The organism is Saccharothrix sp. S26 (assembly GCF_021390395.1).
GTDB lineage: Bacteria > Actinomycetota > Actinomycetes > Mycobacteriales > Pseudonocardiaceae > Actinosynnema.
In genome coordinates this window covers 138279-160281 of sequence record NZ_JAJUWT010000028.1, presented here as the reverse complement: position 1 = coordinate 160281, position 22003 = coordinate 138279, and the positions used below count along the sequence as shown (strand labels likewise).

At 73.1% G+C, this 22003-nt stretch carries 16 protein-coding genes; 4 read left to right on the top strand and 12 right to left on the bottom strand.

Annotated features, from left to right (window positions below; all coding sequences use genetic code 11):
• Nucleotides 1–75: 75 nt before the first annotated feature.
• Genes LZG04_RS42825 through LZG04_RS36470 form a run of 5 tightly spaced genes read right to left on the bottom strand, consistent with a single transcriptional unit; the run spans nucleotide 76 to nucleotide 6806 of the window.
• Nucleotides 76–1779: a CBM35 domain-containing protein gene (locus LZG04_RS42825; RefSeq protein ID WP_233825892.1), complete on the bottom strand. Its 1704-nt coding sequence runs from the start codon at nucleotides 1777–1779 to the stop codon at nucleotides 76–78.
• Nucleotides 1780–1813: 34 nt separating this feature from the next.
• Nucleotides 1814–3706, bottom strand: coding sequence for a glycoside hydrolase family 127 protein (locus tag LZG04_RS36485; RefSeq protein WP_233825890.1), 1893 nt, complete (start codon nucleotides 3704–3706; stop codon nucleotides 1814–1816).
• Nucleotides 3707–3733: 27 nt separating this feature from the next.
• Nucleotides 3734–4549, bottom strand: coding sequence for a carbohydrate ABC transporter permease (locus LZG04_RS36480; protein WP_233825888.1), 816 nt, complete (start codon nucleotides 4547–4549; stop codon nucleotides 3734–3736).
• Nucleotides 4550–4578: 29 nt separating this feature from the next.
• A complete protein-coding gene (locus tag LZG04_RS36475) occupies nucleotides 4579–5505 on the bottom strand; it encodes a carbohydrate ABC transporter permease (RefSeq protein ID WP_233825886.1) in 927 nt (308 codons plus the stop codon).
• A gap of 2 nt (nucleotides 5506–5507) precedes the next feature.
• Nucleotides 5508–6806 carry a sugar ABC transporter substrate-binding protein gene (locus tag LZG04_RS36470; protein WP_233825884.1) on the bottom strand — a complete coding sequence of 433 codons (1299 nt, stop codon included), beginning with the start codon at nucleotides 6804–6806 and terminating at the stop codon, nucleotides 5508–5510.
• A gap of 188 nt (nucleotides 6807–6994) precedes the next feature.
• On the opposite strand from LZG04_RS36470, the gene LZG04_RS36465 reads away from it, so the two are divergent.
• A complete protein-coding gene (locus LZG04_RS36465) occupies nucleotides 6995–8065 on the top strand; it encodes a LacI family DNA-binding transcriptional regulator (protein ID WP_233825882.1) in 1071 nt (356 codons plus the stop codon).
• A 335-nt stretch (nucleotides 8066–8400) separates the two neighbouring features.
• A complete protein-coding gene (locus tag LZG04_RS36460; RefSeq protein ID WP_233825844.1) occupies nucleotides 8401–9675 on the top strand; it encodes an amidohydrolase in 1275 nt (424 codons plus the stop codon).
• A 49-nt stretch (nucleotides 9676–9724) separates the two neighbouring features.
• On the opposite strand, the gene LZG04_RS36455 is transcribed toward LZG04_RS36460, so the two are convergent.
• The 5 genes from LZG04_RS36455 to LZG04_RS36435 form a co-directional block, all read right to left on the bottom strand.
• On the bottom strand, nucleotides 9725–11035 hold the full coding sequence (locus tag LZG04_RS36455) for a hypothetical protein (protein WP_233825842.1): 1311 nt from the start codon (nucleotides 11033–11035) through the stop codon (nucleotides 9725–9727).
• A gap of 8 nt (nucleotides 11036–11043) precedes the next feature.
• Nucleotides 11044–12402, bottom strand: coding sequence for an alpha/beta hydrolase domain-containing protein (locus tag LZG04_RS36450; protein WP_233825839.1), 1359 nt, complete (start codon nucleotides 12400–12402; stop codon nucleotides 11044–11046).
• 454 nt (nucleotides 12403–12856) lie between these two features.
• Nucleotides 12857–13477 carry a QsdR family transcriptional regulator gene (locus tag LZG04_RS36445; protein WP_233825837.1) on the bottom strand — a complete coding sequence of 207 codons (621 nt, stop codon included), beginning with the start codon at nucleotides 13475–13477 and terminating at the stop codon, nucleotides 12857–12859.
• 86 nt (nucleotides 13478–13563) lie between these two features.
• Nucleotides 13564–13977 carry a hypothetical protein gene (locus tag LZG04_RS36440; RefSeq protein WP_233825835.1) on the bottom strand — a complete coding sequence of 138 codons (414 nt, stop codon included), beginning with the start codon at nucleotides 13975–13977 and terminating at the stop codon, nucleotides 13564–13566.
• Nucleotides 13978–14074: 97 nt separating this feature from the next.
• Nucleotides 14075–15346, bottom strand: a complete 1272-nt coding sequence (locus LZG04_RS36435; protein ID WP_233825833.1) for an erythromycin esterase family protein — start codon at nucleotides 15344–15346, stop codon at nucleotides 14075–14077.
• A 101-nt stretch (nucleotides 15347–15447) separates the two neighbouring features.
• Between LZG04_RS36435 and LZG04_RS36430 the strand changes: the two genes are divergently transcribed.
• Both LZG04_RS36430 and LZG04_RS36425 read left to right on the top strand, forming a co-directional pair.
• Entirely contained in the window at nucleotides 15448–15822 is a 375-nt protein-coding gene (locus LZG04_RS36430) for an ATP-binding protein (protein ID WP_233825831.1), read from the top strand.
• A gap of 54 nt (nucleotides 15823–15876) precedes the next feature.
• Nucleotides 15877–20232 (top strand): HAD-IC family P-type ATPase, encoded by a 4356-nt coding sequence (locus tag LZG04_RS36425; RefSeq protein ID WP_233825829.1) that lies wholly within the window; start codon nucleotides 15877–15879, stop codon nucleotides 20230–20232.
• On the opposite strand, the gene LZG04_RS36420 is transcribed toward LZG04_RS36425, so the two are convergent.
• Together LZG04_RS36420 and LZG04_RS36415 are read right to left on the bottom strand one after the other, a co-directional pair.
• Entirely contained in the window at nucleotides 20213–21028 is an 816-nt protein-coding gene (locus LZG04_RS36420; RefSeq protein WP_233825827.1) for a carbohydrate ABC transporter permease, read from the bottom strand. The two genes, LZG04_RS36425 and LZG04_RS36420, sit on opposite strands and share 20 nt — an antisense overlap.
• Nucleotides 21025–22002 (bottom strand): carbohydrate ABC transporter permease, encoded by a 978-nt coding sequence (locus tag LZG04_RS36415; protein WP_233825825.1) that lies wholly within the window; start codon nucleotides 22000–22002, stop codon nucleotides 21025–21027. Before LZG04_RS36415 ends, LZG04_RS36420 begins: the two co-directional genes overlap by 4 nt.
• Nucleotide 22003: the final 1 nt, after the last annotated feature.

Below are 22003 nucleotides of genomic sequence, written 5' to 3'. Positions count from 1 at the left end.
GGCCTCGCGGGTTGGGGGGGTGGGGGGGGGGGCGGGGGGTGGGGGGGGCGGGGGGGCGCGGCCCCCCGCGGCGGGTCAGGTCAGCTGGATGTAGTCCAGCTCCGCGTACCCGGTGCCGCCGGCGAAGTGGGGCGAGCCCTTCGCCAGGCGGATCACGTTGTAGCCGGCCCGCAGGGCGACCGCGGTGCTCACGGTGGAGCCGAACTGGCCCCACCCGGCCGTCGGCGGGTAGCTCACCGTCGACCAGGCGCTGCCGTTGTAGGCCAGGCCCTGCGTGGCGGTCGCGCCGGTGCCGTTGGCGTACCCGATGGTCATCGTGTAGTTGCGCGCGGTGGGCACGTTGACGACGAAGTCGACATAGCCGGCATTGCGCGGGTCGCCGGTGTTGTCGATGCGGCCGACGTACCCGCCGTTGGACGCGGAGGACGCGGACAGGCGCTCGGCGCGGAACACCGACGCGTTCTCCGCCTCGTACCGCTGCTGGTAGGACGGCACGCCGCTGGTCGGCTCGACCACGAGGTGGTACGACGCGGTGTCCGACATGTTCGCCACCGGCACGGTGATCTCGCCGTTGGTCACCGGGTAGGTGGTGTTGGCGATCGTGGTCGGTGCGGACACGTTGGTGAAGCGGCCGGATCCGGGCGTGGACTCCAGCCGGACGCGGACGGTGCCGCCGAGACCGCCCAGCCCGGTGACGCGGACGTTGTTCGTGCCGGACTCGTCGCCGAACACGACGTCGACCCGCTTGCGCGTGCTGTCGTAGGAGGCGAAGCCGTCCAGCCCGGTCTGGGCGCGCGGGGTGGTGCGCACCATGTTGCCCGCCATGTCGCCGTACCACTTGTACAGCCACCAGGAAGCGGTCGGCCGGCTGTTGTACGTCAGGCCGTTGACGGTGCCGTACTCGTACCAGAACGCCCGGTCGGCGGCCCACACCCCGGCGCGTTCGAGCTTGGCGATGTAGTTGGTGACGCGGCCGGGCACGTCGATCTCGGCGGTGGTGGCGTACTCGTTGATGAAGATGCGGCGCGGGCTGATCCCGAGCGACGACTCGATCGAGCGGTACTCGGCGACGTGCGCGGCGATGCCGGAGCTGCCGGACAGCTCGTGCCAGACGACCAGGTCGGGCAGGGTGTTGGTGGTGCGGGCGTTGGTGAGGAAGTCCCTCATCCGGGTCGGGTTCCAGTAGGAGTCACCGGGCCCGGCGACCGGGGTGACGGTGTCGCGGGCGCGGATGCGCTGCACGGTGCGGGTCCAGCCGGTGTTGAAGTCGCCCGCCGCCGCGGTGTTCCAGGTCCAGTCGGGCTCGTTCCAGATCTCCCAGGCGGTGATGTTGCTGACGCTCGTCGCGGCCAGCCGGTCGTTGACCATCTGGTCGACCTTGGCGAGCCAGTCGTCCCAGCCGACCCACCGGTAGGGGAAGTCGCGGTAGATGTCGGGCATGCGGATCACCTGCGCGGCTCCGACCCGGTCGGCCTGCGGCGCGACCAGGAGGGCGTCTCCGCCCGGCGGCTGGCCGTTGGGTGCCTGGCCGACCCGCGGCGGCGGCTGGGTGAGGGTGTGCGGCTTGATCGGCAGCAGCATCGAGTCCGGCGGCCGGTTGTTCTCGGCCAACGCGTACAGGCCGCCGGCGGCCACCCGCGTGACGGGCCGGAACGGCACGCCCGCGTCGACGACCAGCGTGCTGCCCGCCGCCTGGGCGGAGTGCAGGGGTAGTGCCACCAGGGTGGTGGCGGCGAGGGCGGAGACCGCTATCGCGGTCCGCAGTGTCGGCTTTGGCACCGTGCACCTCGTTCGGGGGTTGGGGGAGGGTGGGTCATCCCGTGGTCGTGGTCGGGATCCAGACGCGCATCGGACCGGGCGACCGGTTGCCCCACAGGAAGTAGGGGACGGCGGTGAGGCGGAGCGGGGCGGCGGCGGAGTCGGGCGTACCGGTCCGGTACAGCGCGTCGTCGCCGGGCGGCACGACCGCACCTCGCGTGGTCAGCGCGACGGGGACGTCGGGCAGGTCGGTCGGTTCGACGGCGGCGGCCGGATCGATCCGCACGTCCTCCAGCACCACGCCGGCGGGCAGGTCGGCCTGCTCGACGCAGTAGACGAGCGGGCCGCGGGCCAGCGCCACGCAGCCGCGCACGGCGTCCACGCGCGGGTGCGCGGTGACCACGCGGACCGGCATGGCCAGGTCGAGCGTGACGGTGGCGCCGCCCGACCAGTCCCGGCGCAACCGCAGGTAGCCGCCCTCGGGCACGACGTCGACCGGCACGCCGTCCACCAGCGCCGACGCCTCCGCGCACCAGCCGGGGACGCGCAACGCCAGCGTGAACGGGCCCGAGCCGGTCACGTCCAGCTCCACGCGGCCGTCCCACGGGTAGTTCGTGCGCGTGACGATCTCGGCCGCCTCGGTGCGCACGGTCCCCGCCGAGTACAGGTGCACCTGGACGCCGGTGTCGTCGGTCGTGGCGGTGTAGCCGTGCAGCGACGCGACCAGCCGCGCCAGGTTCGGCGGGCAGCACGCGCACGAGTACCACGGCAGGCGCTGCGACGGCGCGTCCTCGTGCGAGCCGTCGTGCCCGGTGCGCAGGTGCAGCGGGTTGGAGTAGAAGAAGCGCGTGCCGTCCGCCGACGTGGAGCCCGCCACCGCGTTGTACAGCGCGCGTTCCAGCTCGTCGGCGTACCGGGACTCGCCGGTGGCCAGCAGCATCCGCCAGTTCCACTGCACGCTGGCGATCGCCGCGCACGTCTCGCCGTACGCCCGGTCGGCGGGCAGCTCGTACGGGTCGCCGAACGCCTCGTCGCGGTGCCGCGAGCCCTGCGCGCCGGTGAGGTAGGTCTTGCTGCCGAACGCGTCGTCCCACAGCCGGCGCGCCGCGTCCAGCAACTCCTCGTCACCGGTCTCGACGGCGACGTCCACCACGCCCGCCAGCAGGTACAGCTGCCGCACGACGTGACCGGCCACCTCCTCGGCCCGCCGCACCGGGACGTGGTCCTGCAGGTAGGCCGAGCCGAACCGCTCGCCGTCGAGCAGGCCCTGGCCGCGCAGGTCGAGCATCCGGCGGGCCAGGTCCAGGTACGGCCGGTGGCCCGTCACCCGGAACAGCTCGACCAGCGCCGTCTCGACGCCGGGGTGCCCGTCGATGCCGGGCGGCGCGTCCGGGCCGCCGAAGCAGTCGACCAGCAGGTCGGCGAACCGCCGCGCGACCGCGACCAGCTCCGCGCCCACACCGGCCCGTGCGGCGGCGACGGCGGCCTGGATCAGGTGCCCGCCGACGTACAGCTCGTGGCTGTAGTGCAGCTCCTGCCACCGCCGTTCGGGCTTCACGACGGTGTAGTGCGAGTTCAGGTAGCCGTCGTCGCCCTGCGCCTTGGCCAGCAGCTCGGCCGCGGTGTCGACGAACGCCCGCAGCCGCTCGTCGCCCGGGTCCGAGGTGAGCTGCCACGCGGCGGCTTCCAGGGTCTTGTGCACGTCGGAGTCCGCGAACCACATGTTGCGGAACTCGCCGGTCACCTCGCCGGTGACCAGCCGCAGGTTGTCCAGCGCGCCGGAGACCTCCAGCTGCTCGACGCAGTGCGGCAGCGTGCCGGTGGCGTTGCGGCGCTGCCAGCGGCCGAAGAAGCCGTCGGCGGCGAAGGCGACGCCGTCGAGCGCGACCGGGCGCAACGCGGAGGTGGCGGCCGGTGTCGGCTGGACGGGACCTTGGTGCGCAGTCATGGGTGTTCCTTCCGAGCCCGTGACAGGTCAGCCCTTGAGGGCGCCCGAGGTGAAACCGCGTACGTAATGCCGTTGCAGCAGCAGGAAGACCACGACGCACGGCAGCGCCGACGTGACCACGCCCGCTTGCAGCGCCTCGAAGTCGACCGACCCGAGGCTGCCGGACTGCAGGTTGAACAGCGCGACCGGCAGCGTGAACTTCGCGCCGTCGGTGAGGAAGATCAGCGGCGCGACGAACTCGTTCCAGGCGGCCAGGAACGAGAACAGGCCGACCGTGACCACGCCCGGCAGCACACCGCGCAGCAGCACCCGCCACAACGCACTGCCGGGCGTGCAGCCGTCGATCAACGCCGCCTCCTCCAGCTCGCGCGGCAGCGCCTCGAACGAGCTGCGCATCATGAACAGCCCGAACGGCAGCTGGAACATCGCCAGCACCAGCCCCAGCCCGATCAGCGAGTCCTGGAGGCCGATCCAGCCGAGCAGGATGTACAGCGGGACCAGGATCGTGGTGTAAGGCACCATCAGGATCGCCAGCGTGACGATGAACAGCAGGTTGTGGCCGGGGAACCGCAGCCGGGCCAGCGCGTACCCGCCGAGCGTCGTCGCGACCACGGTGACCGCGACCGCGACGACCGCCACCACCAGCGTGTTGACCAGGTAGGTGCCCAGCCCGCTGCCGTAGTCGGCCAGCCGCTCGTAGTTGTCCAGGCCCCAGCCCGGCTCCCCGTCGGCGGCCCGCCTGCTGTTGACCGACGAGTACAGCGTCCACAGCATCGGCAGCAGGAACAGCACGGCCAGCGCCGAGCCCGTGACGTGGAAACCGGCGGTGCGCGCGCGTGACATGGCGCCCAACCTCCTTGCGGTGGGAACGGTCACCGGCCACGGCGCAGCAGCCGCAGCTGCGCGCCGTTGACGACGATGAGGACGGCGAGGATCGCCACGGACACCGCCGCGGCCCGGCCGAGGTCCTGGGACAGGAAAGCCTCGCGGTAGACGCTGATCACCACGGTGGCCGTCTCGTGCCTGCCGCCGGTGAGGATGAAGAACTGGTCGAACGCCAGCAGCGACCCGGTCAGCGACAGCACCATGGTCAGCGCGAGCGTCGGCCGCAGCAGCGGCAGCGTGACGCGCCACAGGATCTGCCACCGGTTCGCGCCGTCGGCCCGCGCCGCCTCGTAGAGCACCGGGTCGATGCTCTGCAGCCCGGTCATCAGGATCAGCATGTAGAAGCCCGCGAACCGCCAGGTGATCATGCCGACGGTGGACGCCAGCGCGTTGTCGGTGGAGCCGAGCCAGTCGACCGGGCCGAGCCCGAGGAAGTCGACCAGCCCGTTCAACGGCGACGCCTCGGTGTTGAACAGCCCGTAGAACAGCAGGCTGGTCGACGCGAGCCCGACCACGCTGGGCAGGAACAACGCCGTCCGGTAGGCGCCGACGCCCGGCCTCGCCTCCTGCACCAGCAGCGCGAGGCCGAACGCGACGAGACCGAGCACGACGGTCGTCACGGCCGTGTACTTCAGCGTGAACCCGATCGCCCGCAGGAACAACGGGTCCTGGAGCGCGCTGTAGTTCTCCACCCCGTTCGGGGCCGACGCGCCCAGCAGCGGCCAGTGGTTGAACGACATCCACACCATCAGCACCAGCGGGATGACGAACAGGACGACCACCAGCAACGCCATGGGACTGGCGTAGAGGATGCCCAGCCTGCGCCGCGCTCCCGCGATGGTCGCGCGGCGGCGACGGTCCGGCGGTGCGACCGGGGTCGGGGTGCGGGGTCGGGCCCGCGTGAGGGTGGCCATCGTCAGCTGCCGGCCAGGGACTCGGTGATGGTGCCGTTGTGCTGCTTCAGCGTCGCGGCGACGTCCTGCGAGCCGAACAGCGCGTCGGTGACCGCGGCCGTCCACGGGCCGTTGGTGTCGTTGAACGTCTTGCCGAAGTTCACCGAGATCGGCGTCTGCCCCTCGCTCGCGAGCAGGTTGAACACCCGCAGCCGGTGGTCCTGCTTGGCGTAGGCGTTGTCGGCGAGGTCGCTGCGCACGGTGATGTTCTTGTTCTTCGCCAGCACCTCGACCTGCGCCTGCTCGGACAGCGTCCAGGAGATGAAGTCCCACGCCGCCGCGGCCTTGGTGGAGTTGGCGCTGATGCCCAGCACGTCACCGCCGACGAACGAGGACCGGCCGCCCTTCGGGCCGGGGATCGGCGCGACGCCGATCTGCAGGCCGGGGCCTTCCTCCATGCCCTGCAACGCGGTCGCGCCCATCGGCTGGATGCCGATCTTGCCCTCGGCGAACAGTTGGGTCCACGTGGGACCGGACTCGTTCTTCGCCGACGCGGGCACGATGCCCTCCGCGGACATCCGGCGCATCGTGCCGTAGACGTCGGCGGCCGTGGCGCTGTCCAGCGTCGCGGCCGTGCCCTGCTCGTCCAGGACGGTGCCGCCCGCGGCCCAGATCATCGGCCAGGTGGTGAACAACATGCAGCCCGGGCACGCGCCGCCGAAGAAGTAACCGTCCACGTCACCCAGGGCGTCGATCTTCTTCGCCGCCTCGTAGATGCCTTCCAACGTGGTCGGCGGGTTCTCCGGGTCGAGCCCGGCCCGGCTGAACAGCACCTTGTTGTAGAACACCGCGGACAGGTCGATGTCGTGCGGCACGCCGTAGACCTTGCCCTGGTGCGTGGCGGCCTCCATGTGCGCCGGCGCGAGCTTGCCCTTGAAGTCCAGGGTGTCCACCCGGGCCGTGAGGTCGAGGTACACGCCTTTGGCCGCGTAGTTGGGCGCGTACACCACGTCCGCGGCGAGGATGTCGGGCAACTGCTTCGCGCCCGCGGCCGTGCCGACCTTCTGCTGGTAGGAGTCGGCCGGGAAGACGGTCAGCTCGACCTTGTTCTTGTGGCTCGCGTTGTAGGCGTCGACCAGGGTCTGGCTGAACGTGGCCGTGGGCGACCGCGTCCACATGGTGACCGTCGTGCCGTCGTCCACGGCGGTGGTGTCACCCGCGTCCGCGGCGGACGGTCCGCTCTGGCACGCGGTGAGGAGCAGCAGCGCCGCCGCCGCGGTGGCGAGCCGCCCGCGTGCGCGCAGCGGTGGAAGTGAACTCATCTGGGCTTCTCCTCGTGCGACCACGCGCCCGGCTCGGGCAGGACGGCGTGGGAGGGAAAATTAGGAAACCGGTTGCCTTGAGAACGTAGGGACGGGGTCGACCCGTGTCAAGGCTGAGTTTCGGGGCTGTGACGTGCTAATTCGTCAGAAGGCTCAGCAGCTCGGGCAGCACGGGGTAACCTTCGCCCATGCCGCCGAGGAAAACGAAGGAAAACGCCGGGTCGCCGGGCCGCCCGGCCACGATCAGCGACGTCGCCCGGTTGGCGGGCGTCTCGGTCGGCACCGCCTCCAAGGCGCTCAACGGCCGCGGGTCGCTGCGCGAGGAGACCCGGCGGCGGGTCCGGTCCGCCGCCGACGAGCTGGGCTTCCAGCCGAACACGGCCGCGCTCGCGCTCAACTCCGGGCGCACCTACACCGTCGGCATGATCACCACCGACACCATCGGCCGGTTCAGCATCCCGCTGATGACCGGCGCGGAGGACTCGCTCGGCGCGGGCCGCATGTCGGTGTTCCTGTGCGACGCGCGCGACGACCCGATCCGCGAGCAGTACTACCTGCGCACCCTGCTCAGCCGCCGGGTCGACGGCATCATCGTCACCGGCCGCCGCACGCAGGCCCGCGCGCCCATCGGCGTCGACCTGCCCGTGCCGGTCGTCTACGCGTTCATCAGCTCCACCGACCCGGACGACTGCTCGGTGGTGCCCGACGAGGCGGGCGGCGCGCGCAAGGCCGTCGACCACCTGCTGGCCCTGGGCCGGCGGCGGATCGCCCACGTCACCGGACCCGAGCACCACCACTCGGCGGCCGTGCGCGCGTCGGCCGCGGTGGGGCGGCTGGCCGAGTCCGGGCTGGACCTGGTCGGCCCGCCGCTGTTCGGCGAGTGGAGCGAGGCGTGGGGCAGGCAGGCGACGGGCATCCTGCTCGGCGCGGACGAGGGGTTCGACGCGGTGTTCTGCGGCAGCGACCAGATCGCGCGGGGCGTGGCCGACGCGTTGCGCGCGGCCGGGCGGCGGGTACCCGACGACGTGGCCCTGGTCGGCTTCGACAACTGGGACGTCATGGCCCTGGCCTGCCAGCCGCCGCTCACGAGCATCGACATGGAGCTGGAAGGGCTCGGCCGGACGGCGGCGGACCTGCTGCTGGCCGCCATCAACGGCCAACCCGCGCCCGGCAGGCACGTCAGCCCGTGCCGGCTGGTGCTGCGCGAGTCCACCGCCGTGCCGGTGCGGCCCGGTGCGACCCGGGTGGAGCAGGTCTAGCGCCACGAGCGCGGTCGAGTGGGCATCGTCGCCGCTCCTTGGACGTCCGCGCGGGGTGCGCGAGAGGGTGACCCGGGTCTCTTCTGTTAACGCTAACAGCGCTCGATGGCTCGACTCAAGAGTGATGGTCGCGGTTGTGGTGCGCGGGAAGTGTGTGGAGTGCTGGTCGGTGTTAGCGATAACAGGTGTGCGTGTCGTGGAGCCGCTGCACCCGAACGGGCGATTGCGACCCCGTGCAGTGGATCTTGCACGCTCCGTGGGCGAAGATGGGCCCGACACGAGCGCGTGTCGCTCCCCGAGGCGGCGTGACGCCCTGGCACGAACGGCGAGCCACCATGACTTCTGTTGCGGGCAACCTGCTGCCGCCGGCCACCGGCGGCCCGGACGTCCTCCCGTTCGACGCGGTGGCCGCAGACCCGCCGCCGGTGCCCGACCCCGCCGCGGGCCGAGGTCCGCGATGGCTGGACGAGTGGCTCGCCGCGAACCTGACCCGGGTGGTGTCCTGGCGGCGCACGCTGCACGCGAACCCCGAGCTCAGGCGCGCGGAGTTCCGCACCACGGCCACGATCGCGGCGGTGCTGCGCTCGCTCGGCCTGCACCCGCGCGTGCTGCCGACCGGGACCGGCGTGATCTGCGAGATCGGCAGCGGACCGCGCTGCGTCGCCCTCCGCGCGGACATCGACGCTTTGCCCGTGCCGGAGGCGACCGGCGAACCGTGGGCCTCCCGCGTGCCCGGCAGCTCGCACGCGTGCGGCCACGACGTGCACACCGCGATCCTGCTCGGCGCGGCGGCGGCGCTGGCCTGCGCGCCCTCGCTGCCCGGCCGCGTGCGGCTGCTGTTCCAACCCGCGGAGGAGGAACCGGGCGGCGCGCACGATGTGATCGCGGCCGGCGGCGTCGAAGGCGTGGAACGGATCTTCGGCCTGCACTGCGACCCGAAAGTGCTGGTCGGGCGGATCGGCACCAGGGTCGGACCGGTGACCTCCGCGTGCGACATGCTCGAACTGCGGGTGGGCGCCAGCGGCACCGGCCGGCGCAACGAGCTGAGCTCCGACGTCGTGCACGCGCTGGGCGTGGTCGCGACCGGGCTGCCCGCGATGCTGGCCCGCCGCGTCGACCCCCGATCCGGGACGGTGCTGGCGTGGGGCCTGATGGACGCGCCGGAAACACCCGCCGGCACGCCCCGCGAAGGCGTCCTGCGCGGCACGCTGCGCACCGGCGACCCGGTGGTGGGCGGGCAACTTCCCGCGTTGGTGCAGGAGATCGTCGGCTCGCTGCTGCGCCCGACCGGTGTGCGGTTCGACCTGGAGCACCTGCGGGCCGTGCCGGTGGTCGACAACGACCCCGCAAGCACGGCCCTGTTGCAGCAGGCGATCACGGCGGCGCTCGGGCCGCAGGCCCTCACGTCGACCACCCAGTCCACCGGCGGTGAAGACTTCGGCTGGTACCTGGAGCACGTGCCGGGCTCGTACGCCCGGTTGGGCACCTGGTCCGGCGAAGGACCGCAGGGCGACCTGCACCAGCCGACGTTCCACGCCGACGAACGCGCCCTGCCGGTCGGCGTGCGGGCCATGGCGCACGCGGCGCTGACCGCGCTGGAGGCCGGCTGAACCGGTCGTGGAGCCGTCGGGCTCCACGACCGGCGTTGCGGCGACGGCCTCACCGCACCGTTGCCCGCACACCTCCCGTCGAGCTGTCGAGGTAGTCCTTGAACTGCACGGTGACCGCGTGGGTGTCCGACGGCCAGTTCGGCACCGCGATCGTGCGGGTCCGGCCGTCACCGCCGCGCGCGGTCTGCGTGACGCGGATCGTGCCGCCGGCATCGGCCCGCGCGGGCAGGTAGGCGTCGACCGCGGTCAGGAACGGCAGCGTCGTGAACGGCGGCAGCACGACACCCGGCGTGGACGCCCGATCGCAGTTGTCGTCGAACGCGAACGCGGCGAGGACCTGGCGCAGCCGCGGCGACACGGCCGGTTCGAGCACGTTGACGCCGTTCAGCTCCAACCTGTCGCTGTCGGGCTGGTCGGACCACCACTCGCGGTTGCGGATGACGGTCAGCGCGCTGTGCGTCGGGCAGCGGTCGATGTTGTCGGTGATCCCACCCGGTCGCGACACCTGCAACCGCACGAACCGGTCACTGCGCTCGAACGGCTCGAAGTAGGAGTGGTAGGGGATCTGGCCGTCGCGCAGCACCACCAGCTCGTAGTGCTCGCGGCCGTTGACCCACAACGGGCCGAACGCGCCGTCCGGACCGGTCCGGACGCTGTGCCGGGGCTCGCCCACCCGCGCGCCGGTGCCGCTGTCGACCTCCCAGACCTGCACGACACCCTCGACGCCCGAGTTCTGCGGGTAGTACGTCGCCCGCCCGGCGATCCGGACCAGCGCGGGCACCTCCGGCACCACCCGGGTGGTCAACGCCGGCCTGCCGCGCAGGAACCGGTACATGTGGGCGAAACCGTCGGCCGACGTGGTCGTCTCGGTGTGGCCCAGCGTGGTCAGGTAGACGTTCGTCGCACCACCGATGGAACCGTTGGGCTGCAAACTGCCCCACAACGCGAGCGTCGGCACACCGCCGGGCAACGCGGCACTGGACCGCCCGTCGACGTTGACGTACCTGCGCACCGACGCGGCCCGTTCGGGCACGGAAAGGTAGGTGTGCAGGACGGTCGTGCCGCGCGAGTGCGCGATCACGTCCACCTTGGACGATCCGGTTCTGGCCTTGACGCCGGCGATGAACGCTTCGAGGCCCGCGATGGCGTGGTCGTTGGTCGGGACGCTCGTGTCGTACTCGAAGGCGTGCAACAGCGCGTCGGGGTAGCCGTTGCCGGAGAACCGCTTGGCGTTGGACTGCCACTGCTGGGCCGAACCCTGCTGGCCGTGCACGAAGACGATCGGGGTGAGCGACTCGGCGTTGGCGTGGGTCGGTGCGGCCGTGACCGCGGAGGCGAGGGCGACGGTCAAGGCTGCCATGATGATCCTCATCGGCCCGCTCCGATCGCGTCCGCCAGGTTCTGCCGCGCGTCGGCGGGCAGCAGGTAGCCGGCGTGCACGTTGGCCAGGTCAGTGGTGACGACCTGGTGCACGTAGTCGCCGCGCTCGGGGTAGAGCCGCGCCAGCGTCGCCGCGTCGAACGGCACGTGCGTGCCGAACAGCCGGCAGAACGTCTCACCGGAGTTGTCGCCGGTGTTGAGCGCCCGTGGCGCGGCCACCTGGGACAACCGGATGCCGCCCACGGCGAGCCCCAGCGCGTCGCGCTTCTTCGTGACGCCGTCCGCTTCGAACTCCAACGGCCGGGCGGTCGGCGGCGGCGTGCCGCGTTCGACCCACCGGCGCAGGTGGTCGTAGGAGGCGGCGGTGACGTGGTGCATCGGGACGTGGCTGAACGGCGGCCGGTCGCAGGCGTACTGGGGCGCGCCGCCGAGGTCGCGCTCGGAGATCGGAGCCCGGTACGCCTGGCCCTCGTAGCCGGAGTGCGCCGCGCCCGCGACCTCCCAGCGGCGGAACCGGTCGGTGTCGACCGGGCGTTGCGCGGTCCGCACGTCGGTCTCCGACAACACCTGGAACACCGGTTCCGCGCCGACCCGCGTCGGGGCCGTGCCGACGATGAAGCCGTAACCGTCGAACACCGGCCGCTGCTGCGGCAGGACGCGGTCGTACAGCACGGTCATCCGGGCCGCGGACTGCGAAGCGCCGATGGCCAGCAACGTCCGGGTCCGCAACCCACCCATGACCGCGCCCGAGTCGACCGCGCGACCGGCCTGCGTGAACACGTCGTAGGACAGCTCGTCGGCGCTGAACCGCCCGCCGCCGGTCACGTCGAGGCCGCCGTACCGGGCCGGGCTCCAGGTCTTGAGCTGGTCGACCCCGACCCGTTGCGCCGACACACCGACCCAGGCGTGGCCCGCGCGGACGGCGGAGTCGGCGTTCCACAGGGCGTCCAGGTCGTAGCCCGCGGTGACGTTCTGCCACTCGACCAGCGTGGTGCCGGTGAAGTTCCGGGCGTGCGCGGGGCGGCGCACGATGACGCGGGTCGTGTAGGGGACGGCGGTGGCGACCTTCGTGCCGTCGAGGGCGAAGGCGTCGGCCGCGCCGGAGAGGTGGAACTCCTCCTCGACGTAGCCGACGGCGCGGAGGTCGTCCGGCGTGGAGAAGAAGGGGTAGGTGTCCTCGATCCGGTCGGCCAGCCGGTTGCCCGGGACGGTTCCGGGCAGCGGGCCGACGACCCGTGGTGCTGGGGCCTGGGTCGTCGGTGTCGCGAAGGCGGGGATGGAAATCGGGAGGAGCAGACCGAGCGCGGCTGCGGCCAAGCCGAGACAGCGCCAGGGCGAAGGGGACATACCGGCTCCCACAGCGATGGGGGATGGGGATCATCGCCGACGGTAGCCGGCCGTTGACAGCGGGCACCAGGACGCGAACCGATCGTGAGACCGCTGTCGCAGCGAGGGGAGAGGTGGAGTGGGAGTCCGGGAAGCGCGGTTCGGTCAAACCCGGGGTTGGGTCCGGCTCGATTTGACATGGGGCCCTTACGGGCACTCCAGGCAGGCCAAAGCCGGGCAGGCATGGCGGATAAAGCGCCCGCCAAGCCTGCCCGGCTTCGACCAGCCTAAAGCACCCGAACCCATGTCAAATCGGGCCTCTGCGGTGGGGTGGCGGGTCCGATGGGGGCGGGTTGGGTGACGCTCGATCGGGGGAAGAGTGCAACCTTTGACAACCTGAACCGCATTTCTCACGTTAGCCGGATAAAACGGCCGGCCCGGCGGCGAGGAGGCATGGCGGTCAGGTGGGGGCGCGTCAGGTGCGTGGGGATGAGGGAGACGGAGGTGCAGAGGAGATGGGGCCTGGGTCAGCGTGCTGGAGAAGGATGGTGCGGGCGGCGGTTTCGGCCAGGGCGGGGTCCAAAGGTGCGCCGGTGAGCAGTTCCGCGTAGAGGGTGGACTCCACGATTCGCACGTAAAGGAATGCCACCTGGTCCAGCGCGGCGGTTGACCAGGGGCCCGAGTCGACCTCCAGCAGGATCTCCTTCTGCGCCGACACCGCGCGTCGGTGGACGCCGCTGGACGAGTTGAACAGGACCCGGGCGGCGGTCTCCGGTTCACCGCGCAGGAAGGCGCGGAACGGGCCCGCGGCGCGCAGTTCGGCCACGAACCGTCGCGTCACCTCGAGGACGCCTTCGACGCCGCCGTTCGTGCGTTCCCGACGGGCGCGGGAGAGGAGGCGGTCCGCCAGGGACCACAGGACGTCGGCCAGCAGGCCGTCGCGGCTGTGCACGATCCGGTACAACGTGGCGCGGCTGATGGCCAGGCTCGCCGCCAGGGCGTCCATCTCGACCCGGCCGTGCCGCAGGAAGAACAGGCAGGCGCCGCGCAGCACCTGGTCCTGGCTCACCACCCGCCGGGTGTCGGTCGACGCCACCAGCCGTCCTCGCTTCCGCCGGCGCGCCCGGCCGGTCCCAACGGCATCATCGCGCCCGTGCGGGCCCGGCCGCGAGACCCGAGGGGTTACTTCGCGGACGGGGCGGGTTCCTGGAACAGCACGGGAGGGGCGTCGCTCACCGGGCGCGGCGGGGTCGGCTCCTGGACGGGGGTCCACTGCTCGACGACCGGCTCCAGCTCGGGCACGACGTCCTCGACCACGGGCTCCAGGACCGGCGCGGCGGCCTGCACGGCCAGTTGCTGCTGGACCTGGCCGATCCACATCAGCCACATGGCCTCGTCGCGATGACCGCGGTACTCCGCCTTCAGGCCCGCCAACGCGCCGCGCACCCGCGCGGCGATCACCGGGTTCTCGCGCACGGCCGACCAGACGGCGCGCGCGGCGGCGTCGCGGGCCTTGACCAGGAGGCGGACCTGGTCGGTCAATTCCGGTGCGGGCAGGTTCGCCCACGCCGCTGCGATTCTCTGTGCCTTGGTCACGGTGCCATCCTTGTCGAGCGGACGGCGCGCGGTGGCCGTGACACGATGTTATCAAGCTCTCGTTTTTCGAGGTCAGCCCCAGGTCGCCCGGTGACGTTCAGACACCGCTCGGATACGTCTCGGGTTCGAACACGTCCACCCGGTCCGCGCGCAGGGGCCGCAGCGCGGTACTCCGGTCGCACCACACGAACGCGTCGTAACGCTCACCCGCGACCGTCGGCACGTAGTTCCCCCAGCGCTCCCGCTCGGGGTGGTAGACGACCCCGATGGCGCGGTGGGGGAGCACGGCGGTCAGCAGGTCCGGCCCGCCGGGGCGCGGGAACACGAACAGCGCCTCGGCGGGCGCGGTCCGGTGCAGCACGTCTTCCAGCGAACCGGGACGGGCCGGCGGCACCGGCGTGGACCGCGTGCCCGAACCCCACGCCTCAGCCGCGATCACGGTGCCGCGATGGGTGCCGAAGCCGACCAGCACCACCCGGGGGTCGCCGAAGCGCTCACGGGCGAGCTGACCCAGGTTGACCAGCCCGGACGCGGCCATGTCGGTGGCACGGGCGTCGCCGACGTGGGTGTTGTGCGCCCAGACGACCGCCTTCGAGTCGGGCCCGTGGTGGTCCAGCAGCCGGTCCAGGATCTCGTCCATGTGCCGGTCCCGGACGTTCCACGACGACTGCCCGCCCAGCATCGCCCGGTAGTAGCGCTCGGCGCCGGCGACGACCTCGGCGTTCTGCCACGCCCCGAACCGACCCGCGCCGCCGGCCGCCCTGTGCCGCAGCCGCACCAGCAGGTCGACCACCTCGTTCTCGCAGCCCTCGGGCACGAACCGGGTCGACATCGCGTACTGCCGCGGGTCTTCGCCGTGCGGCTCGAAGCACCGGTACGCGGCCAGCGCCGCGGGCACCTCGCGCGGGTCGTGCTCGCGCAGGTGGGTCAGGACCGCGCGCAACGACTCCCACAGCGAGTAGACGTCGAGGCCGTGCCACGCGACCCGCTCCCGCGGCGCCAGGCCGGCGTTGTGGGCGCGCAACCACCGGCAGAAGTCCACGACCTCCTCGTTCGCCCACATCCACGTCGGCCACCGGTCGAACGCGGCCAGCGCGACCCGCGGATCCTCACCGAGGCCGCGCACGGCCCGGTCGACCCGGTCGCACGCGGGCCAGTCGCCCTCCACCGCCACGAACGAGAAGCCCTTCTCCGTGATCAACCGCCTGGTCAGCGCGGCACGCCAGGAGTAGAACTCGTGGGTGCCGTGGCTGGCCTCGCCCAGCATCACCACCCGCGCGTCGCCCACGCGGTCCAGCAGCACGTCGAAGTCGCCCGCGTCGCGCAACGGCACGGCCCGCGCCGCGACCTCGTCCCCGTAACGGCTCATGGCACCCCTTCGCCTACCCGACGCCCGCGGGGGCAAACCGCTCGGCGATCGCAAGGCAGTCGTCAGGTGCGGACGGGCGAGGTGGTGGGAGGCTCGTCGGCGTGACGGCCGGCCACGACACGGTTGTCCTGGTCGTCCAGGACGGGGACGCGACCTCGCCCGACGAGGTCGCCCGGTGGCTGCGCGCACACCTGGAGGGCTGGCCCGGGTTCGACGTGCTGCTGGTCGGCCTCGTGGTCGGCGAGCTGTACGACAACGCCCACCGGCACGGTTCGCCGCCGTACGTGGTCGAGCTCGTGCTGGACCGGTGGCGGCAGGCGCTGGTCGTCAGCGTGCGCGACCGGGCGGTGCGCCGGCCCGTGCCGTGGCGGTCGTCGGCCGGGTTGACGCTGGTCGACGGGCTGTCGGCGCGCTGGGGCGTGCTGACGCAGGCGAAGTTCACCACGGTGTGGGCCGAGCTGGTCTTCGAGGACTGACCGCACCGCCCGATCGTGGTGCATGGACGTCACGGCACCGGGAAGACAGCCACGGTGGAACTCCTCGGCATCGACCCCGTGCGCACGGTGGGCGGCCTCGCCAAGGGGCTGGTCGAACTGGCCCTGGCGCCGCTGGAGCAGACCGCCGTGCCGCGCCGCGACCGCCGCAAGGTGTGGTCGTGCCCGGGGCGGCTGCACATCGAGGCGCACGGCGTGCACGGCCCGCGCGGCAAGCAGGTGGCCGAGCGCGTCGAACGCGCGCTGGAGGGCCACCCCGGCGTGCGCTGGGCCAGGGTGAACGCCCCGTCCGCCCGCGTGATCGTGGCCGTGGACGACCCCGCGCCGGCCACGAAGGACCTGGTCGCGCTGGTGCGCCGGGCCGAGGTCGAGCCCGCCACCGAGGACGAGCGCCTGGTCGAGGACGAGCTGCACCACCCGGCGGACGGCCTCGAGGGCACCCGGCTGCTGCCCACGCTCGCCGCCGACGCCGCGGGCCTGGCGCTGGCCGCCATCACGAAGATCGCGCCCTGGGCGCCGGTCCCGGGCGAGCTGGGCGCGCTGATCGCGGCCGTGGACCTGCACCCGAAGCTGCGGGAACTGGCCGCCGGACGGCTCCAGGGCCGCGAACGCGCCGACGCGGCCACGTCGGTGGTCGCCGCGCTCGTGCAGGGCCTCGCGTCACGCGGTGGCAGCACGGTGCTGGACATCGCCCAACGCGTGCAGCAGTGGCGCGAGGTCAAGGCGCACGAACGGGCGTGGTGCGCCGCCGAGGCGGACCTGATCGACGGCCCGGACGACGCCGAGGCCGAGCCGATCGCGGTCGAACGGCCGCGCCCGTTCCCCGAGGGGCCCGCGGACCGCTACGCGCGCCGGGCGTTGGCGGCGGGCGCGGCGGCGACGGTGGGCGCGATCCCGTTCACCGGGCTGCGCCGGGCCGCCGCGCTGGGCGTGGCGAGCCTGCCGAAGGCGCCGGCGGTCGGCGGGGCCGCGTTCGCCGCCCAGCTCGGCCGCGTGCTGGCCACCAGGAACGCGCTGGTCATGGAGCGCTCCGCGCTGCGCCGCCTGGACGCGGTCGACGTGCTGGTGCTCGACGAGGCCGCGCTCGGCTCGGGTCGGTCGGTGCTCGCCGACCTCGTGCCGTTGGCGGGCACCGCGCCGGCGGACGCGGCCGAGCGGGCGTTCGCGCTGTTCGACCCCGAGGACCCGACGGCGGTGCGGCGGGACGGGGACTGGGCCATCGGCCCCATCGACCGCCTGGACCCGCAGGGGCGCAGGGGTGTGCGCGAACAGCGTGAGCTGGCCGGTCACGCGGCCGTGCTCGGCCTGATCGACAAGCGCAGGTTGCAGGCCGTGCTGGCGGTCGACGTGGAGACACCGCCCGTGGTGGAAGCGCTCGCGTCGGCCGCCCGCGAGGCGGGGTTGCGCCTGGTCGTGGCCACGGACCGGGACCACCCGCCGGTCCGGTGCGCCGACCAGGTCGTCCCCTCCGGCCACGGCCTGGTCGGGGCGGTGCGCGAACTGCAGGGCGACGGGCACGTGGTGATGCTCGTGTCGGACCACCGCCGCGCGCTCGGCTCGGCGGACTGCGGCGTGGGCGTGCACCGCGACGGCCGGCCGCCGCCGTGGGGCGCGCACGTCGTCGTCCGGGACCTCGACGCGGCGGTGCTGCTGGTGGAGGCGGTGCCGGCCGCCCGCCGGGTGACCCGGGACGCGATCATGCTCGCCCAGGCCGCGAGCGGCATCGGGGCGGTCAGCGCGCTGAGCACGCGTGGCCCCGCGCCCGCCCGGAACGCAGCACGTGCGGTCGACGGGGCGTCGGCGATCGCGTTCGCGGACGGCGTGTGGCGGGCGAAGCGGCTGCCCGGCGGCCGTGCCGTCGTCGCACCGGCCACGTCGCAGCCGTGGCACCTGATGCCGGCGGACGTGGTGCTGGACCGGCTCGGCTCGGGTCGGGACGGGTTGGCCGAACGGGAGGCGCGGCGCAGGCGGCGCACGTCGACCGGGCGGCAGGCCGTCGGCACCAGCCTGGGCAGCGCGTTCCTGGCCGAGCTGGCCAACCCGCTCACGCCCGTGCTCGCGGGCGGTGCGGCCGTGTCGGCGGCGGTGGGCTCGCCGGTCGACGCGGCGCTGGTGGCCGGGGTGGTCGGCGTGTCGGCGTTGGTCGGCAGCGTGCAGCAGGTCGTCACCGACCGGGCGCTGGCCACGCTGCTCGGCCGGTCCGCGGTGCGCGCCGCGGTGGTGCGCGACGGCCGGGACCGCGAGGTGACGGCGGACGAGCTGGTGCTCGGCGACGTGGTGCGCCTGGCCGCGGGCGACGTGGTGCCCGCCGACTGCCGCCTGCTCGACGGCGACGGGCTGGAGGCCGACGAGTCGTCGGTCACCGGCGAGTCCCTGCCCGTGCCCAAGGACCCGGCCCCGGTGGTGGCCGCCGACCCGGCCGACCGGTCGTCCATGCTCTACGAGGGCACCACGATCGCGGCGGGCGAGGCGCTGGCCGTGGTGGTGGCGACCGGTGACGCCACGGAGGTCGGCCGCGGCATGGCCGCGGCCCGCCGCACCACGCCCACCACGGGCGTCGAGGCGCGGCTGGCCGACCTGACCCGCAAGACGCTGCCGGTCGCGCTCGGCTCGGCGGTGGCGGTCACCGGCGCGGGGCTGCTGCGGGGCGTGCCGCTGCGGCAGAGCATGGGCGCGGCGGTGAACCTCGCCGTCGCCTCCGTGCCCGAAGGGCTGCCGTTCCTGGTCAACGCGGCGCAGCTGGCCGCGGCACGGCGGCTGGCCGAGCATGGCGCGCTGGTCCGCAACCCGCGCACCATCGAGGCGCTGGGCCGGGTCGACGTGCTGTGCTTCGACAAGACCGGCACGCTGACCGAGGGCAGGCTGACCGTGAGCCGCGTCGACGACGGCCGCCGCGGCGCGGACCTCGACGAGCTGGACGACGCGCTGCGCCGGGTCCTGGCCGCCGCCGTCCGCGCCACGCCCGCCGCCGACGACCCGGACGACCTCGCGCACCAGACCGACCGCGCGGTGCTGGAGGGCGCACGGCGGGCGCGCGTCGACCCGACGACCGGCGCGCGGGGTTGGACGCCGGTCGAAGCGCTGCCGTTCGAACCGTCGCGCGGCTACCACGCGACCGCGGGCAGGGTAGGCGAACGGCTGGTGCTGAGCGTGAAGGGCGCGCCGGAGACGGTGCTGCCGCGCTGCGACGCCGATCCCCGGGAGCTGCGGCGGCTGGAGCGGCGGGCGGCGCGGCTGGCCGGTCGCGGCCACCGGGTGCTGGCGGTCGCCGAACGCGCCGGCTTCGACGGCGACGCCGTGACCGACGACCACGTGAAGGACTTAACGCTGCTGGGTTTCGTCGCGCTGGCCGACCCCGTGCGCGACGGCGCGCCACCGGCCGCGGCGAAGCTGCGCGAAGCGGGTGTGCGGATCGTGATGATCACCGGCGACCACCCGGCCACCGGCGAGGCGATCGCCGGCGAGGTCAACGGCGACGACGACCTGACCGTGGTGACCGGGTCGCGGCTGGACGAGCTGGCCGACGACGAGCTCGACGCCCTGCTGCCGACGGTCGACGTGATCGCCCGCTGCACCCCCGCGCAGAAGGTGCGGATCATCGAGGCCTACCAGCGGCTGGGCCGCGTGGTCGCGATGACCGGCGACGGCGCGAACGACGCGCCCGCGATCCGGCTGGCCGACGTCGGCATCGCGCTGGGCGGGCGCGGCACGCCCGCCGCCCGTGCCGCCGCCAACCTGGTGGTGACCGACGACCGGCTGGAGACGATCATCGCGGCGCTGGTGGAGGGCCGCGCCATGTGGGCGTCGGTGCGCGAGGCGCTGGCGATCCTGCTGGGCGGCAACCTCGGCGAGATCGCGTTCAGCGTGCTCGGCTCCGCGCTGACGGGTCGGTCACCGCTGACCGCGCGGCAGTTGCTGCTGGTCAACCTGCTGACCGACCTCGCGCCCGCGCTCGCCATCGCGCTGAGCGGGCCCGCCCGCGAGTCCGTGCCCGACCTGCTGCGCGAAGGACCGTCGTCGTCCCTGGGCGACGCGCTGACCAGGGACATCACCGCCCGCGCGATCACCACCACGCTCGGCGCCACGGCGGCGTGGACGGCGGCCCGCCTCACCGGCCGCGCCCGCCGGGCGAGCACGGTGGCGCTGGCCGCACTGGTCGGCACCCAGCTCGGCCAGACCCTGGTCACCGGCGGGCTGGACCGGTCGGTGCTCGCCGCGAGCCTCGGCTCGGCCGCCGCGCTCGGCGCGGTGATCCAGACCCCCGGCGTCAGCCGGTTCTTCGGCTGCACGCCCCTGGGCCCGGTCGGCTGGGGCATCGCGCTGACCAGCGCCACCGCGGCGAACGTCCTCGGCCTGGCCCTGAACCCGCTCGTCACTCGACGTGCTGGGTGACCGTGCCGCGCACGAAGTGCCGCTGCGCCACCAGGAACAGCAGGACCATCGGCACGGTCGCGATGGCGCTCGCGGCCAGCACCAGCTCCCACTGCTCCTCACCGCCCTCGCCGAACCGGTCCAGCACCGCCTTCAACCCGCGCGGCAGCGTGTACAGCTCCGGCTCGCGCAGGTAGATCAGCGGCTTGACCAGGTCGGTCCACGCCGCCTTCAGCTCGAACACGAACACCACCACCAGGCCCGGCTTCGCCAGCGGCAGCGCCATCGAGGTGAACAGCCGCCACGCGCTCGCGCCGTCGACCTTCGCCGCGTCGAACACCTCGCTCGGCAGGCCCAGGAAGAACTGGCGCAGCAGGAAGATGTAGAACGCCGAGCCGAACAGGTTCTGCGCCCACAGCGGGATCTGCGTGGTGGCCAGGCCCAGCGCGTGCCACTCCAGGTAGACCGGCACCATGGTCACGGCCGCGGGCAGCATCATGGTCGCCAGCACCACGCCGAACAGGGCGTTGCGGCCGGGGAACCGGAACATCGCGAACCCGAACGCCACCAGGGCGCTCGTCGCCGTGGCCGCGACCGCCGCCGCCAACCCCACCGCGACGCTGTTGCCGATCCACGTCAGCAGCGGCACCGCCCGCCACACCTCGACGTAGTTGCCCGGCGAGAACGGCCGGGGCAGCAGCGCGTTGTCGAACACGTGCGCCCGGTCCTTCAACGACGCGCTGACCAGCCACCAGAACGGGTAGCCGAACGCCAGCGCCACGACCAGCAGCGCCGCCCACACCCCGACCCGCTTCACGACCGCTCACCCTCGTAGTGCACGTACCGCCGCGACAACCGCACCTGCACCGCCGTGATCACCGCGATCACCACGAACAAGCCCCAGGCCAGGGCCGACGCGTACCCCATCCGCAGCGACCCGAACGCCTCCTGGAACAGGTGGATCACGTAGAACAGCGCCGCGTCGCCCTCGGCCGACTGCTTCGCCCGCGCGCCGAAGAACATCGCGTACGCCTCGGTGAACACCTGCAGTGACGCGATCGTGTTGACCACGGCGGTGAAGTACACCGTGCCGCTGATGCCGGGCAGCGTCACGTGCCAGAACTGCCGCCACGGGCTCGCGCCGTCCAGCCGCGCCGCCTCGTACCGCTCGACCGGCACGCGGGTCAGCGCCGCCAGGTACAGCACCGCCGTGCTGCCGACCGTCCACAGGCTCATCACCACCAGCCCCGGCTTGATCCACACCGGGTCGGTGGTCCAGTTGGGGCCCTGGAACCCGAACCAGCCCAGGAACCCGTTCACCGCGCCGTGCTGCCCGTTGAGCAGCAGCAGGAACATCGCCGCCAGCGCCACCGGCGGCGTCATCACCGGCAGGTACAGCACGGTCCGGAAGAAGCCGCTGCCGCGCCCGGCCCGGCGCAGCAGGCTCGCCAGGCCCAGTGCCAGCACGATCTGCGCGGGCACGTGCAGCACGGTGAAGAACACCGTGTTCCACAACGCGGTGCCGACCCGTTCGTCGACCAGCGCCTCGCGGTAGTTGTCCAACCCGACGAACGTCGGCGGCTTGAGCATGTCGTAGTGGGTGAGCGAGAGCCACAGGCTGAACAGCATCGGCCCCGCGGTGAACGCCACGAACCCGATCACCCACGGCAGCAGGAACAACCACCCGGCCCGCGCTTCCCGCCCGCTGACCGTCACGGCCCCGCGTCGAGCCCGTCGGGCCCTGCCGACCACCACCGCGCCCTCCGCGCGCCCACCTCGTTCGCCGACCACC

What these genes read in the sequence shown, in the direction of transcription:
- LZG04_RS36460 (WP_233825844.1), top strand. Translation starts at nt 8,401, where the DNA reads ATGACTTCTGTTGCGGGCAACCTGCTGCCGCCGGCCACCGGCGGCCCG.
- LZG04_RS36455 (WP_233825842.1), bottom strand. Translation starts at nt 11,035, where the DNA reads ATGGCAGCCTTGACCGTCGCCCTCGCCTCCGCGGTCACGGCCGCACCG.
- LZG04_RS36465 (WP_233825882.1), top strand. Translation starts at nt 6,995, where the DNA reads ATGCCGCCGAGGAAAACGAAGGAAAACGCCGGGTCGCCGGGCCGCCCG.
- LZG04_RS36470 (WP_233825884.1), bottom strand. Translation starts at nt 6,806, where the DNA reads ATGAGTTCACTTCCACCGCTGCGCGCACGCGGGCGGCTCGCCACCGCG.
- LZG04_RS36485 (WP_233825890.1), bottom strand. Translation starts at nt 3,706, where the DNA reads ATGACTGCGCACCAAGGTCCCGTCCAGCCGACACCGGCCGCCACCTCC.
- LZG04_RS36480 (WP_233825888.1), bottom strand. Translation starts at nt 4,549, where the DNA reads ATGTCACGCGCGCGCACCGCCGGTTTCCACGTCACGGGCTCGGCGCTG.
- LZG04_RS36475 (WP_233825886.1), bottom strand. Translation starts at nt 5,505, where the DNA reads ATGGCCACCCTCACGCGGGCCCGACCCCGCACCCCGACCCCGGTCGCA.
- LZG04_RS36450 (WP_233825839.1), bottom strand. Translation starts at nt 12,402, where the DNA reads ATGTCCCCTTCGCCCTGGCGCTGTCTCGGCTTGGCCGCAGCCGCGCTC.
- LZG04_RS36435 (WP_233825833.1), bottom strand. Translation starts at nt 15,346, where the DNA reads ATGAGCCGTTACGGGGACGAGGTCGCGGCGCGGGCCGTGCCGTTGCGC.